This window comes from Bradyrhizobium huanghuaihaiense, assembly GCF_007830635.1.
Taxonomy (GTDB): domain Bacteria; phylum Pseudomonadota; class Alphaproteobacteria; order Rhizobiales; family Xanthobacteraceae; genus Bradyrhizobium; species Bradyrhizobium huanghuaihaiense.
Genome location: NZ_VLLA01000001.1, coordinates 256,934 through 270,925, shown reverse-complemented (window position 1 = coordinate 270,925; position 13,992 = coordinate 256,934). Strand labels below are relative to the sequence as shown.

At 63.7% G+C, this 13,992-nt stretch carries 18 protein-coding genes; 13 read left to right on the top strand and 5 right to left on the bottom strand.

The window, feature by feature from the left end; all coding sequences use genetic code 11:
- Positions 1-6: 6 nt before the first annotated feature.
- From IQ16_RS01225 to IQ16_RS01200, 6 genes are all read left to right on the top strand, one after another.
- Complete coding sequence (locus IQ16_RS01225; protein ID WP_018644249.1) at positions 7-981, top strand: Bug family tripartite tricarboxylate transporter substrate binding protein; 975 nt, start codon at positions 7-9, stop codon at positions 979-981.
- A gap of 151 nt (positions 982-1,132) precedes the next feature.
- The gene (locus tag IQ16_RS01220; RefSeq protein WP_018644250.1) at positions 1,133-1,411 is read left to right on the top strand and encodes a DUF3551 domain-containing protein; all 279 of its coding nucleotides are present in this window, start codon (positions 1,133-1,135) and stop codon (positions 1,409-1,411) included.
- A gap of 112 nt (positions 1,412-1,523) precedes the next feature.
- Positions 1,524-1,778, top strand: a complete 255-nt coding sequence (locus IQ16_RS01215; protein WP_018644251.1) for a DUF3551 domain-containing protein — start codon at positions 1,524-1,526, stop codon at positions 1,776-1,778.
- Positions 1,779-1,878: 100 nt separating this feature from the next.
- Positions 1,879-2,331, top strand: coding sequence for an ArsR/SmtB family transcription factor (locus tag IQ16_RS01210; RefSeq protein ID WP_018644253.1), 453 nt, complete (start codon positions 1,879-1,881; stop codon positions 2,329-2,331).
- Complete coding sequence (locus IQ16_RS01205) at positions 2,331-2,675, top strand: SRPBCC family protein (RefSeq protein WP_020607943.1); 345 nt, start codon at positions 2,331-2,333, stop codon at positions 2,673-2,675. Before IQ16_RS01210 ends, IQ16_RS01205 begins: the two co-directional genes overlap by 1 nt.
- A gap of 18 nt (positions 2,676-2,693) precedes the next feature.
- A complete protein-coding gene (locus IQ16_RS01200; protein ID WP_018644257.1) occupies positions 2,694-3,431 on the top strand; it encodes a DUF899 domain-containing protein in 738 nt (245 codons plus the stop codon).
- Positions 3,432-3,509: 78 nt separating this feature from the next.
- On the opposite strand, the gene IQ16_RS01195 is transcribed toward IQ16_RS01200, so the two are convergent.
- On the bottom strand, positions 3,510-4,751 hold the full coding sequence (locus IQ16_RS01195) for a S1C family serine protease (protein ID WP_020607944.1): 1,242 nt from the start codon (positions 4,749-4,751) through the stop codon (positions 3,510-3,512).
- Between the two features lie 202 nt (positions 4,752-4,953).
- Between IQ16_RS01195 and IQ16_RS01190 the strand changes: the two genes are divergently transcribed.
- The 4 genes from IQ16_RS01190 to IQ16_RS01175 all read left to right on the top strand — a co-directional run bounded on the left by IQ16_RS01190 (position 4,954) and on the right by IQ16_RS01175 (position 7,291).
- A complete protein-coding gene (locus IQ16_RS01190; protein WP_026312182.1) occupies positions 4,954-5,571 on the top strand; it encodes a hypothetical protein in 618 nt (205 codons plus the stop codon).
- Positions 5,558-5,932: a winged helix-turn-helix domain-containing protein gene (locus tag IQ16_RS01185; protein ID WP_018644262.1), complete on the top strand. Its 375-nt coding sequence runs from the start codon at positions 5,558-5,560 to the stop codon at positions 5,930-5,932. The genes IQ16_RS01190 and IQ16_RS01185 overlap by 14 nt, the downstream gene beginning before the upstream one ends.
- A 30-nt stretch (positions 5,933-5,962) precedes the next feature.
- Complete coding sequence (locus IQ16_RS01180) at positions 5,963-6,703, top strand: di-trans,poly-cis-decaprenylcistransferase (protein ID WP_018644263.1); 741 nt, start codon at positions 5,963-5,965, stop codon at positions 6,701-6,703.
- A gap of 102 nt (positions 6,704-6,805) precedes the next feature.
- Positions 6,806-7,291 (top strand): Crp/Fnr family transcriptional regulator, encoded by a 486-nt coding sequence (locus tag IQ16_RS01175; protein ID WP_018644264.1) that lies wholly within the window; start codon positions 6,806-6,808, stop codon positions 7,289-7,291.
- Here the strand turns inward: IQ16_RS01175 and IQ16_RS01170 are convergent.
- From IQ16_RS01170 to IQ16_RS01160, 3 genes are all read right to left on the bottom strand, one after another.
- On the bottom strand, positions 7,230-8,057 hold the full coding sequence (locus IQ16_RS01170) for a metallophosphoesterase family protein (protein ID WP_018644265.1): 828 nt from the start codon (positions 8,055-8,057) through the stop codon (positions 7,230-7,232). The genes IQ16_RS01175 and IQ16_RS01170 overlap by 62 nt on opposite strands.
- Positions 8,058-8,207: 150 nt before the next feature.
- Positions 8,208-9,278, bottom strand: coding sequence for a hypothetical protein (locus IQ16_RS01165; protein ID WP_018644266.1), 1,071 nt, complete (start codon positions 9,276-9,278; stop codon positions 8,208-8,210).
- Between the two features lie 3 nt (positions 9,279-9,281).
- On the bottom strand, positions 9,282-10,445 hold the full coding sequence (locus IQ16_RS01160; protein WP_158646899.1) for an MBOAT family O-acyltransferase: 1,164 nt from the start codon (positions 10,443-10,445) through the stop codon (positions 9,282-9,284).
- Positions 10,446-10,952: 507 nt separating this feature from the next.
- Between IQ16_RS01160 and IQ16_RS01155 the strand changes: the two genes are divergently transcribed.
- The 3 genes from IQ16_RS01155 (at position 10,953) to IQ16_RS01145 (ending at position 12,460) form a co-directional block, all read left to right on the top strand.
- Positions 10,953-11,642 (top strand): DNA-3-methyladenine glycosylase I, encoded by a 690-nt coding sequence (locus IQ16_RS01155; RefSeq protein ID WP_026312183.1) that lies wholly within the window; start codon positions 10,953-10,955, stop codon positions 11,640-11,642.
- A gap of 25 nt (positions 11,643-11,667) precedes the next feature.
- A complete protein-coding gene (locus IQ16_RS01150) occupies positions 11,668-11,961 on the top strand; it encodes a DUF1330 domain-containing protein (RefSeq protein WP_145831157.1) in 294 nt (97 codons plus the stop codon).
- Positions 11,962-12,166: 205 nt separating this feature from the next.
- Positions 12,167-12,460, top strand: a complete 294-nt coding sequence (locus IQ16_RS01145) for a hypothetical protein (protein WP_020607946.1) — start codon at positions 12,167-12,169, stop codon at positions 12,458-12,460.
- 56 nt (positions 12,461-12,516) lie between these two features.
- On the opposite strand, the gene IQ16_RS01140 is transcribed toward IQ16_RS01145, so the two are convergent.
- On the bottom strand, positions 12,517-13,929 hold the full coding sequence (locus IQ16_RS01140; RefSeq protein ID WP_020607947.1) for a sensor histidine kinase: 1,413 nt from the start codon (positions 13,927-13,929) through the stop codon (positions 12,517-12,519).
- Between the last annotated feature and the right edge of the window lie 63 nt (positions 13,930-13,992).

The following is a 13,992-nucleotide window of genomic DNA, read 5'->3' as shown; positions in this document are numbered from 1 at the left end:
CTTGAGATGATCACTCGCCGTACCGCGCTGGGCCTGCTCGCCGCCAGTCCGCTTGCAGCCACCCCGCTGTCGAAGGCCCTTGCCGCCGATTATCCGGCCCGTCCGGTGAAATGGGTGGTCGGCTATCCGCCGGGCGGCGCCACCGACATCCTGGCACGGCTGATCGGCCAGCGCCTGTCGGAAAAGCTCGGCCAGCAATTCGTGATCGAGAACAAGCCGGGCGCCGGCAACAACATCGGCACCGAATCGGTCGTCAATGCCGAGCCCGACGGCTACACGCTGCAGCTGGTCAATCCGGCCAACTACATCAACGCCTCGCTGTACAGCAATCTCAAGTTCAACTTCGTGCGCGATATTGCGCCGGTGGCCTCGTTCCAGCGCGTGCCGAACGTGATGACCGTCAACAAGGACGTGCCGGCCAAGAACGTCGCCGAGTTCATCGAATATGTGAAGGCCAATCCCGGCAAGGTCAACATGGCCTCGTCCGGCAACGGCACCTCGGTGCATCTGTCCGGCGAGATGTTCATGGCGATGACCGGCTGCAAGATGCAGCACGTGCCCTATCGTGGCGCCGCGCCCGCGATCACCGACATGCTCGGCGGCCAGGTGCAGGTGATCTTCGACAACATGCCCTCGATCATCCAGCACATCCGTTCCGGCTCGCTGCGCGCGATCGGCGTCACCACCGCGGAGCGCTCGCCGCAGCTGCCCGACGTGCAGCCGATCGCCGACACCGTGAAGGGCTACGAGGCCAGCGCGCTGTTCGGCATGGGCGCGCCGAAGAACACGCCGAAGGAGATCATCGCCAAGCTCAACAGCGAGATCAACACGCTGATGAAGGAGCCCGACATGACCAAGCGTCTCGTCGAGCTCGGCGGCGAGCCGCGGGTGCAGACTCCGGAGGCATTCGGCGAGGAGATCAAGGCCGAGACCGAGAAGTGGAAGAAGGTGGTCGAGTTCGCCGGCCTGAAGGTCGAGTAGCGATCTTGTGATGATCGAAAATGGGAGCCCTGCCATCCGGCAGGGCTTTTTTTCTTGCGTGCGTTGTTTCATTGACCTGGAATAAAACGCTGCGGCGAAACCTGATGATAGGTGGCGCGTATCTCGCGCCGTGAGCAAAGGAGTTGGGATCATGCGCAAGACGCAATTGGCACTCCTGACGTTGGGTGCGACGATCCTTGCCGGCGTTGTCACCGTCACGCCCGCCGCTGCCCGCGACTATCCCTGGTGTGCCCAGGGCGGGGAATATGACTATCCCGGCGAATGCGCCTACAGCACCTATGAGCAGTGCCTGGCCAGCGTCTCCGGCCGCTTGCTGTATTGCGGCCGCAATCCTCTCTTTGCCTACGGCCAGCAGCAGGTGCCGCCGCCGCGCCCGCCGCGGCGCACGCGGCCCGTCGCCCCGTACTAGCCGCGCACTCCCGAAGCGGTGCGTTTTCGCCGGACCGCTCTGGAATAAACTCGCTCCGCCAGCCTTTCTCTCTGTGAGGTCGCATGTCGCGCGGCGAACATGGAGGTCGGTCATGCGCAAGGCGCAATTTGTGCTGGGCACAATAGTCGTCGTTTGGCTCGCTGGCGGGAGCACGGCGCGCGCGGACTACGCGTGGTGCATTCAGGATTCGGAATACGGCTATCCCGGCGACTGCTCCTATCAAACCCGCGAGCAATGTCTGCTGAGCGCCTCCGGCCGCAAGGGCTTTTGCGGTCAGAATCCTGCCTTTATCACGCGGGCGCCACCTCAGCCGGCCCTGCGAGCCCGGCGCACTCTGCCATACTAGCGGCGCCTCTCACCGACGTCTGCCTGATCACCTGATCGTACAGATCCGAGCCCGCGGGTTCCTGCTTGACACCCTCTCGTTCACACCTATACTAAACCATATGGTTAAGTATCAGGACGAGACGCTGGACCGGACCTTTGCGGCGCTGTCCGATCCGACGCGGCGCGCATTGCTGGCGCGCCTTGGCGAAGCGGACGGCCTGTCGGTGAGCGAGCTGGCTGCGCCGTTTCCGGTCTCGCTGCCGGCGATCATGAAGCATCTCGACGTGCTCACGGATGCGGGCCTGATCGTGCGCGAGAAGACTGGACGTACGGTCTCTTGCCGGCTCACCGCGCAGCCGATGGAGCAGGCGATGAACTGGCTCAATCGCTACGCTCAATTCTGGTCCGACAAATTCGATCGTCTTGCCGCCTTTGTGGAGGAAGAGACATGGCCAACACAGCCGTCAATGCCACTGAGCGACCAGCGGAGCGGCCAAGCCTCACGCTCACGCGCCGGCTCCGCGCGCGGCCGGAAAAAGTCTTCACCGCCTGGACGCAAGCCGAGCAGCTAGTGCAGTGGTTCGGGCCGCCGAATATGAAGCCGGCGACGATGGAAGCCGAGCTTGACGTCCGCACCGGCGGCAGCTTTCGCATCAGCTTCGTCCGCGACGACGGCGAGTATTTCGAGGCCGGCGGCACCTATCGCGAGGTGGTGCCGAACGAGCGCCTGGTCTTCACCTGGGCCTGGCACTCGACGCCGGAGCGTGAATCGCTGGTCACGATCTCGTTCAAGCCGGACATTTCCGGCACCTTGATGGTGTTCCACCACGCCCAGTTCGCCGACGAGACGGCGCGCGACAATCACCTGCGCGGATGGAGCTCGTTCTTCGACAAGCTCGATGCCTTCGTCGCCTGAATTCCAAAGGAGAACGCCATGCAGCAACATCAGGTCGTTTCGCGCGAGCAGTGGATTGCGGCGCGCAAGGCTCATCTCGCTCGTGAGAAGGAGTTGACACAGGCTCGCGAACGGCTTGCCGACGAGCGCCGCCAGCTTCCCTGGGTGAAGGTCGACAAGACCTGCGTCTTCACCGGGCCGAGCGGCAAGGTCACGCTCTCCGATCTCTTCAAGGGACGTCCGCAGCTCGTCGTCCAGCACGTGATGTTCGCGCCCGACTGGGACGCGGCCTGCAAGAGCTGCTCGTTCTGGGCCGACGGTTTCGAGCGCATGGTGCCGCATCTGGCCGCGCGCGACACGTCGATGGCGGCGGTGTCGCTGGCGTCAAGCGCAAAGCTCGAGGCCTTCAAGAAGCGGATGGGCTGGACCTTCGACTGGGTCTCCTCAGGCGACAGCGATTTCAACCGCGATTACGGCGTAACCTTCTCGCCGGACGAGATCGCGACCGGCAAGCCGATGTACAATTTCGGCACCACGCCGATCTACGGCCCCGAGCTGCCCGGCATCAGCGTGTTCTATCGCAACGAGGCCGGCGAGATCTTCCATACCTATTCCTGCTTCGCCCGCGGCCTCGACATGATGAACGCCGCCTATCAGTATCTCGATCTCACCCCGCTCGGCCGTCACGAGGACGGTCTGCCCTATCCGATGGATTGGGTCCGCCTGCGCGATCAGTACGAGCCGCAGGCGGCGAAGGCGGCGTGCTGCCACGGGTGAGGGGAGTGGCTCGTTCCTCGATGTTGTCCTGGCGAAAGCCAGGACGACATCAGAGGTAAGGGGCGGACAGCGCCCGCCTCACCGCTTCGCGTCGGCCTGCTCTGTGCCGTTGCACGAGATCAGCATCGTATACGGCCGGGCGTTGCCGGCGATGTCGGTGGTCTTGAGTTCGCTCTTCGGCTCGGCGGTCTGGTAGGGCACCACGGAGTTGTCGAGGAAGTCGCGCAGTGCGCCGGTCTTGATGGCGAAGTTGATGTTCTCGGGGATGTTGCCGGTTGCGACCGCGATCCGCAGATTGTCGAGCTTTCCCGTGACCACGCCGACGACCTGCCCGGTGGTGTCGAACAGCGGGCCGCCGCTGTTGCCGGGCTGTACCGGTGCGCTGATCTGCAGAAAGCGCGAATCGTTGCGCATGCCGCTGAGCGAGCTGACGATGCCGGTAGTCACCGTGAAGTCCGAGCTCAGCAGTCCGTGGTAGGGAAAGCCGATCGCGACGACGGAATCGCCGGAGCGGATCGAGCGGTCGCGGATCCGCGCAAAGTCCTTGAACGTCGCCGTCAATGGCGCCTGCAAGAGGGCGAGATCGTTGTTCGCATCGCTCGAGACGAGGCGCAACGCCATTGCGGCCTCGCCTGTGAGATTGCCCTTGAGGTCGCTGCAGCCGTCGATCACATGGTTGTTCGTGACAATGTGCCCATTGGCGCTGACCACGAAGCCGGTACCGCTCTTTGACTTGGCGGGCTTGCTGGCCGGCGGCGACGCCTGCTTGTCCGCCGTGGCCGCCGGCTTCGCGGTACCCTTGGTGAAATCCCCGGCCTTGCTGAGCCCGTCTGCCTTCACCCGCGTGACGCAGTTCGCCAGCGCCGCGATCATGGGCGCCGTCGACGTCAACACGAATTGGAGTGGTTTGCTGCCGTTGGTCGTCACCACCATCAGGCTTGCCTTCTGGAAGGTGCGAGCGAAGTTGAGGGGCAGGATGGTCGTCACCATGTTGGGGGCGCCGGCGGTCGCAAACAACCTGGCCTGCTCCTGGCCGTCGAAGATGAAGTCGACGGGCGCGGTATCGCCCTTGTTGAAGCGAAAGCTGGGGCTGGCAAAGCTCAGCAGCCAGGAGCCGGCCGCATTCTGCGCAACGACGAGACTCACCCCGTTGGCGTAAGGCGCGGTAGCTGCACAATGCGAGAATACGCCCGTCTCGTCATTGCTGAAGGCACCGCCGATCCAGTTGCCGACGTTGACGGAGCCGTACGGCCCTGCCGCATGCGCCGCGATGACACCCACCTGCAACGCGGACGCAACGATCAACGACTTAAGCCACATGCCAGCCCCCGGAACGCTTTTGCGTGCATCTTATCTGCGGGGACGGGCGCCGCGCAACCGACAGTTGTCTGGACGGATCGAATTCGCCGGCCGCGACTTTTCGCGCTTGCCATTACTTTGCAATCCTATATACTTTGCAATACAAAGTAAGAGGGCGTTTGCCCTCGGAAACCTGGGGCGGAGCGAGGTTTTGGCGTTGCCGATGCGCGATCTCGACAAGGCACTGGCCGACATCGTGGCGATCCGCAGCCAGATCGCGGCGGGCACGGCATTCCGCGGCTATGGCCCGGCGACGATGGCGGCAACGGGCGCCGTCGCGCTGATCACCGCGATCCTGCAATTCTGGCTGCTTGGCGATCCGACCAGCGAGCCGGTCGGCTTCTTCCTCGGCTGGCTCATCGCCGCCGTGCTGTCCGGCCTGATCATCGGGATCGAGATGCGGGCGCGCTCGCGCCGTCATCATTCGGGCCTGGCCGATGCCATGATCCACCAGGCGGTCGAGCAGTTTCTGCCCGCCGGCGTTGCCGGCGTGCTGCTCGCGGTGGTGATGTGGAAGTTCGCGAGCGAGACGCTGTGGCTGCTGCCGGGCCTGTGGCAGATCCTGGTGTCGCTCGGCATCTTCGCCTCGGTCCGCTCGCTGCCGCGCACCGTCGCGCTCGCCGGCGCCTGGTATTTCGTGTCCGGCTTCGCGGTCGTGCTGCTCGCAAGCCGAACCCATACGCTGTCGCCATGGACCATGGGGCTGCCTTTCGTGATCGGGCAGTCGGTGATGGCGGGCATTCTGTATTTCGCGTCCGGAGACAACGATGTCGAAGACTGACAGCGCGCCTTTTTCCTATGAAGGGCTCGACCGCGTGATCCACGAGAAGGCGAGGCTCGGGCTGCTGACCTCGCTGATGGCGCATCCCAAGGGCCTGGCGTTCGCCGATCTCAAGCAGCTCTGCGGCCTGACCGACGGCAATCTCAGCCGGCATCTTGCCGTGCTTCAGGAGGCCGGCCTCGTCGAGGTGACCAAGGGCTATGAGGGCAATCGCCCGCATACCACCTGCCGCCTGACCAAGGCCGGCCGCCGTCGCTTCCTCGATTATCTCGCCGTGCTCGAACGCCTGGTGCGCGACGCGGCGAAGGCCGCCGGCCGCGAGGCGCCGCCGCTCGGCCGCCTCGGCATCATCTCGACCTGATCCTTCCCTTTTTTGACCGGAGACTTTGCAATGCAAAGTGAAACCACGTCCCGCAACGAGAAGCTTCATGTCGGCATCATCATGGACGGCAACGGCAGATGGGCCACCCGGCGCGGCCTGTCACGCGTGCGCGGTCACGAGGCCGGCGTCGATGCCATCCGCCGCATCGTCGAGGCCGCGCCCAAGCAGGGCATCGGCACGCTGACGCTCTATGCGTTCTCCACCGACAATTGGCGGCGACCGAAGGCCGAGGTCGCCGCGCTGATGACCTTGCTGCGCTTCTATCTCGCCAACGAGGTGCAGAGCCTCGTCAGGAACGGCGTGCGCCTCACCGTGATCGGCCGCCGCGACCGGCTGCCTGACGGCATCGCCGCGGCGATCACGCGCGCCGAGGAGGCGACCGCCCGCGGCAGCACGCTGCATCTGCGTATCGCCGTCGACTACTCCGCGCGCGATGCCATCCTCAACGCGGCGGCCAAGGCGGCGGCGCTGACCAGCCTCACCCGCGAAGCTTTCTCGCAGCTCGTCACCGGCGAGGCTGGCCTTCGCGACGTCGACCTCATCATCCGCACCTCGGGCGAGAAGCGGCTGTCGGACTTCCTGCTCTGGGAAGGCGCCTATGCCGAGCTGCACTTCACCGAGCGGATGTGGCCCGAATTCGAGGCGAGCGATCTCACCGAGGCGCTCGCCGCATTCCACAACCGCGAGCGCCGCTTTGGCGGCCTGCAGGCCATCCTGCCCGAAGAGGTGCCCTCGCTCTCGCGTGTGTGACGTGCGGCACGGGAAAACGAGCACCCGCGTTGATTTGCCGCGTGGCACGGATCGTGCTCTAGTATCGGTCGGGGTATCCCCAGCGATGGGAGCTTTCGCAAGATGCGCGCAGTCCTGGATTATTGCACCGGCGGAACGGAACGACAGGTTGCAGCCGGCACGCACCTTGTCACCGAAGGCGGCGCCTCCGGCCATCTCTATGTGCTGATGCAGGGCAAGCTCGAGGTGCTGAAGGGCGAGATGGTGGTTGCCACCGTCACAGAGCCCGGCGCGATTCTCGGCGAGATGTCCGTGCTGCTGGGCCAGCCCCATACGGCGACCGTGCGCGCCTGTTCCGATGCCGTCATCTATGAGTTCGAGGACGCCGCCTCGTTCCTCAAGCAGGAGCCGGGCATCGCGCTGCTGATCGCAAAGATGCTGGCGCAGCGGCTCAACGTCGCCAACACCTATCTTGCCGATCTCAAGCGGCAATATGCCGGCCACGGCACGCATCTGGCCATGGTCGGCGAGGTGCTCCAGAGCATGATCAACCTGCCGCCGCTTGAGGTCTCGCCAGGCTCGGATCGGCAATCTGATCCAAGAATGTGAGCCAGTCGGGCGGCGACTCGATCGGAGCGGCGGGCCGCTTCAGCGAAGTGGCAAGGTCGATCCACTGCGCTTCGCCGGCCGCCAGCCAGAATGCCTTGTCCTCATCGAAATCCAGCACGATGTAGGTCGGGGGACGCCCGGGCTGCAGGCCGGTGTTGAAGACCCAGGTCAGGCCCAGCCGGTCGAACCACGATCCATTGCTGATGAAGGGCGATTGATGCACATGGCCCGAGATCACCATCGACGGCTGGTACTGCATGATCCACTGCACCAGCTCGACATCGCCGAAGAAGCGCTTGCCGCCCCAGCTCGTCGGTGAGTCCGCCGGCGGCGCATGATGCGCCCAGATCCAGCGCTGCGGCCGGCTGGCGGCGGCTTCGCGCAACTGCTCGACGAGGCGCTGCTTGACCTGGGGCCCGTCCCACCACGGGCACACCGTGAAGAGAGTGTCGCCGATGCTAAGGCTGTCGCCGTCGCAGGCAACGCCGAGCTCGCGCACCTCCGAGATCCAGCGCGAGATCTTCTCGCCCTCCGCATTGCGCTCGTCGAGGTCGTGATTGCCGGAGCAGAGGATCACGCGGGTCTTTGCGGCGAGCAACGAGAGGTATTTCTTCACCACCACGATCTGCGCGCGAAAATCCACCATCGAGCCGATGTCGAGCGCATCGCCGGCGAAGATCACGAGGTCGAATTGCGGCGCCGCGCTGACCAGCCAGTCGAGCTGCGGCAGCGAGTAATGCAGGTCGGCCACGACCAGGCAGCGCATCGAAAATCCGTCAGGTCAGCGCAATCCAAATCTTGCGAATAGGAGAATATTGCCAAGACTAACGTCCGAAGCAAGAAACAAACCAACCCTGCCGCACCGGCGCCGCGACAAATTGGCCGCGCGGTCAGCTGCTCGGGCCGAAGCCGTCGGTTAGTCGTCTGTGGCGCTGCCAAGGACGCCGCGATCGGCCAGAGCCTTGGCAAGCTCCTCGGTGTAGATGATCCGGCTCCATCGATGGAGATGTGCTGGGTAATGGGCATACATGATGTCCAGCATCATATCCGGGGTGTCCAGAAATTGGGATCTGTCGATACCGAGCAGGGCGGCAATCCTTTCACCTGCCTCTGTATGAAAGCTTTGTGGACCACCCTGGGCGTAGAGGGAATTGACCGGCGTGATGACGAGATAGACCTTCGAGCGGTCGAACTTCGAGAGCGACTTCGACAAGGCGAGGAGCGCCATCTCGAACTCCGCATTCATCACGTACGGTTTTATCTTGGGGTCGGGCTTGAAGAAGACGTGCCCGGGCAGCGTGGCCTTGTAGGCCTGCAGCGATGGAATATCGAGCATCCGATTGGGATCGATCGCGCTGCCGTGCTCGCGCCAGATCGTTGAAATGAACTGGTCCTTGCCGCCGTAGTAGACCGCGTAACCGCCGGGCAGCGGATTGTACACCGCTCGCTCCATCAGCAGGCGGATGTATTCGAGGCCTCCGGCAGGAAACGACAGGCTGGAAGGAGCTTCGAAGTGGTCGGTCCGGATGAAATTCGCCCATTCATTCCATCTTGGATCGCGCTCGTATTGAATCGGATTGAACACCAGAACCAGCTTCCTGGGCTGATGTCCGCGGGCGATCATCTTGTCGAGCATCGCGCCGTAGCCGTCCGGACCGACGAATCCGATGGTGCAAAACGACTCGACATCGGATCCCGGGAACGCCTGCAACAGCGTCGGAATGTGGATCCCCATCAGGCACGAGCTGTCGCCGAGAAACGCGAGATCCGCTGCAGGCAGCCGCTCCGCACGTCTGATCTGTTCCAGGACGATGTAGGTCTCGACGCCGCGAGACCATTGATGCTTGCCTTGCTGGTAGATGTAATGCGCGACGCCGAGAACGAGTGCCGCCAATGCGGCAACCGGAACGAATTTGCGGGCGACGATTCGAATGGCATCGATGAGCGGCCAGCTCGCAATCGCCTGGATCGTGCGCTTCAGGGGCATGGGCTAGAACTGGAAATAGATGAAGGTTGCGTTGACGTGCCCGGATGCCGCGGCCGTCACAGCCACGAGTACCGCAAACAGCGGATACTTCATCCAAGCAGGCCAGCGCAGCAGGAAATAGTCTCCGCGTGACTGGAGTTGCCACTCGAGCAGCATCAACGGGCAGGTCAACGACAGAATGGCGAGTACGACGGCGCCGTGCACCGGTGCCCATTCCCATCTCTTGAGTGCGCTGAGCATGCCTATCAGCAAATTCCAGTCTGCCGCACGAAAGAGGAACCAGCCGACGAATACGACCAGCATGGTGAGAGCCCAGCCGGCCGCGCGATCAGCTTTCGAGCCGGGCTCGTCGCCGCCGGAGAACTTGCGCCGTATCGCAAGCGCTGCGCCGTGGAGCAGTCCCCAAAGAACGAATGTCCACGACGCTCCGTGCCAAAGGCCTCCCAGTGCCATGGTCAGCAGCAAGTTCCGGTTCGTGATCAACTCGCCGCCGCGGTTGCCCCCAAGGGGGATGTACAAATAATCCCGTAGCCAGGTGCTGAGGCTGATGTGCCAGCGGCGCCAGAACTCGCTGATCGAGACCGACCAGTAGGGATAGCGGAAATTCCAGATCAACTCGAAGCCGAAGAGCAGTGCGATGCCTTTGGCGATGAGGCTGTATCCATTGAAGTCGGCATAGATCTGGATGCCGAATGCGAGCGTGGCGAGCACGACCGACCAGCCGAAGGGCTGCTCTGGAATGAAGAGCGTGTCGACGATGGGCGCGAGATTATCCGCCACCACGACCTTCATGGCGTAACCGTAGATCAATAGCCAGAGCGCGCGGTCGGCGTGATCGGAGGTGAAGCGTCGCGGCGCCGAGAACTGATCGAGAAGATTGCTGGCTCTTTCGATCGGCCCCGCCACGAGTTGCGGGAAGAACGCCTTGAAGGCGAGGAACTTGACGAGGCTTTTCTCGGCGGCATGCTTGCCGCGATAAACGTCGACCACATAGGCGATGCCCTGGAACGTGATGAAGGAAATGCCCAGCGGCAGGACGATGCGCAATGTCGGGAGGTTCGGATTCAGTCCCGCGCGGTGGACGATCGCCCCGAACGAATCGACGAAGAAGTTGAAGTATTTGAATATTGCGAGAACGACCATTGCCGCCGCAACGGCGACGAACACCAGAAGCTTTCGGACTGGTTGCCGAGCAGTCGCGATCAGGATCGCGGCGACATAGTTGACGATGGAAATTCCGACAAGCAGAGGCAGAAAGCGCCAGTCCCACCAGCCGTAAAATACGTAGCTCGCGGCCAGGATGATCAGATTCTGAACCGCCAGCCTCGAAGTGGCATGATAGAGCAGGAACGAGGCGGGGACCAGGCAAAGGAACGCCACGGAAACGAAGGACATCGCAGGAGAGGCTCTCGGGTCTGAGCGGTGGGGCGGGGCCGCTTACAATTCAGTTGGTCTGGACAATGAAACGATCGAAGCGTGTGGCGGGGCTCGTGCACGGAGGCCGAGAGCGATATAAAATAACAACGTTGAAGTGGAATCAACAGAATGTCGCCGGCGGTCTCGTCGGCAAGCCCGCAACATGCTCCTGGCGCGCCGGTGCCGCCCGACCTCCCGGGGCTGGACCGGATCGCCGAATTCTGGTGTCGTGGCCTGCCCTCAACACCCCGTGTCCACATGACCTCCTTCAAGACCATTCGTGCCCGCGCCGAGAAGCGCAAGGGCGGGCCCAAGGCGCTCGACAAGCTGATGCCTGACAAGCCCGACCTGAAGCGTCTGGCGAGGCTCGGCGACGACCGCATCCTCGCCGAGATGACCAAGCGGGTGTTTTGCGCCGGCTTTGCCTGGAGCGTGATCGATTCGAAATGGGACGGCTTCGAAGCTGCCTTCCTGCATTTCCAGCCGGCCAAGCTCAGCTTCCAGCCCGAGGACTATTGGGAAGGCCTGCTGCGCGATGCGCGCATCGTGCGCAACGGCGCCAAGATCATGTCGGTGCGCGACAACGCCGCCTTCGTGCAGGAGATTGCGAAGGAGCACGGCAGCTTCGGCAAGTTTCTGGCGAAGTGGCCGCCGTCGAACGAGGTCGGCCTGCTCGATCTGCTCACCAAGCGCGGCAGCCGGCTGGGCGGCAATACCGGCCAGATGCTGCTGCGCTTCGTCGGCTGGGACGGTTTCGTCACCTCCAAGGACGTCGTCGCATGCCTGCGCGATGCCGGTCTCGACATCGCCGAGGAGGTGAAATCGAAGGGCGATCTCGCCAAGGTGCAGGCGCAGTTCAACGCCTGGGCCGATGAGACCGGACTGCCCTACACATATCTGTCACGCATCTGCGCGCTGTCGGTCGGCGAGAACCGCAGCGAGCATTAGGTCACGAAAACATCGGAGAAACAAAATGGCCAAAGCCTATTGGGTTGCCACCTATCGCGCGATCAAGAATCCCGACGCGATGGCGGCCTACGCCAAGCTGTCGCGGCCGGCGATCGAGGCAGCGGGAGGCCGGGTGCTCGCGCGCGGCGTGCCGGCTGTGGCCTTCGAGCTCGGCCAGATGGAACGGGTCGTTCTCATCGAGTTCGACAGTGTCGGGCAGGCCAAGGCGGCCTATGCAAGCCCGGCCTACCAGGCCGCGCACGACCTGCTCGGCGACGGCGCCGATCGCGACATCCGGATCGTCGAAGCCGCCGATTAGCGCGGTCCGCCGCCGGATCGTGTGCATCGTGTGGCGATCTCGTGCCGCCAGCGCGGCAGATGCAACGCGCGATCACGAAATGCATTTCGCAGGAACATTTGTGCGCAGCACCCGTTCGGAAGTCTGAGCCAGGCGGCACAGGCGCAGGGAACGCCCGCTCTGGCCCAAGCCGATGAAACCGGACAGGACAGCAACGGAGCAGCGCATGAAGCTAACATCCGAACAGGTGAAGCAGACCGTTCATCAACTCGGCGCCCAGGTGCTGCCCGACGAGCATCCCGCCATGCCTCAGCTCAACAGCATGTTCGGCGAGCACACTTTCTTCGTCGACGAGATGGGCCTCAAGGTGCTCGAACCCACCCCGTCACTCGGAGCAGATCGTCAGAGCGGCGAGGTCGTCAGTCTCGCCGACTGGAGCGATTCGGACCTGACGCGCCTGATGGCGCACGAGCCCGAGCCGACCGGCGTGATCGTGGTGTTCGAGCAGATGAGGCATTGAACGGTCCGCCGAGGCCGGCGCTTTCGTCGGTGACGGGCTCGTACATCCCGTCACCGTCATGCCTCGACCGGGATCTCGATGGCGATCTGGGTGCCCGGACCAGTCTTGCTCTCGAGCCGCAGGCGCCCGTTGAGCGATGACGCCACCAGGTTGAACGCGATGTGCAGGCCGAGGCCGGCATTGCCCCGCTCGCGCCCCGTCGTGACGAACGGATCGAAGATGTGCGCCTGCAATTCGTCGGGGATGCCGACGCCGTCATCGGTGCAGACGAGGCGGACCGATTTCGGTTCCACCTGGCTGACCGTGATCGCAAACCTGCCGCCCCTCTTGTCGGGATAGGCGTGCCCGGCCGTATTGAGCGCGAGGTTGCTGATCACCTGCGCCAGTGCACCAGGGTAGCTGTTGAGCCTGATTCCCGCCGGACACCGGACATCGACCGCCAGAGCATGGTGCGACAGCAGCGGCCCGAGCCTGGACATCAACTCCGACAGCCAATCCCTGAGCTCGAATGTGCGCCGGTCCTCGTCGGCCTGGTTGACGGCGACCTGCCTGAAGCTGTGCACCATTTCCGATGCGCGGTGCAGATTATCGAAGGTCAGGTTGAGCCCCTGCCTGAGCCGGTCGATTCCCTTCGTGAGATCGGATCGCCGCACCGACGTTCCACCCAACGCGTCCGCCATGGCCTGCAGGTCGGTCTGCATGGTGGTCGAGGTCGTCAGCGCCAGGCCGAGCGGGGTGCTGACCTCGTGGGCGACACCTGCCACCAATTGACCGAGCGAGGCGAGCTTTTCGGCCTGCACGAGGTGCTCCTGGGTTGCGCGCAGATCGCGCAGCGATTTCTCCGAGCGCTCCTTTTCCCGCTGCAGCGCCTCGGACGTCCGGAACTGCTTTCGTGCCCGGTACTCGCGCGCAGCCACGGCGTAGAGCGATAGCGCATAGGCGTTTCCGACCAGGGAGTGATTGATGAAGCGCAGGCCCATCGGCAGCGTCGGCGCGAACGTCTCGGCGACGATCAGCGCCACCCAGGACAGCAGGCAGAAGATCGCCAGCGAGCCGATCCGCAACGGCAGCATGGTCGAGACGAACAGGATGATCATCATCATGCCGGGCGCGGCAAAGGTAAAGCCCGACGGCAGGACGAGGTAGATGCTGGGCAGGATGCAGCCGGGAATGACGCAATAGACGAGGAAGATCGTCTCCGCCCAAGGCTTCATCCACCGCCGCGACAGCAGCGCGGTCAGCGGCAGCAGGATGAACACGGCCGTGCCGCCGCGGATGGCCAGCGTGGTTGGGACCACCTCGGGGTAGAGCACCCAATCCCACAGCGTGTAGCCGGCATAGGTGGCGGCGCCGAGCAGCATCGCGATCTGCGTCCACCCGAGGCTGCCCCGGACGTATTGGTCGACAAACCGCCGCTCCTCGATCCGGTCTTCGAAGCGCAGTCCCAGGCGTATCAATAAGGCAAGCATTCCGGCATCAATGGCAAAAAGGCATATCCGATGTCTCTACGACAGGTCGGCCGCCGCGTCGCG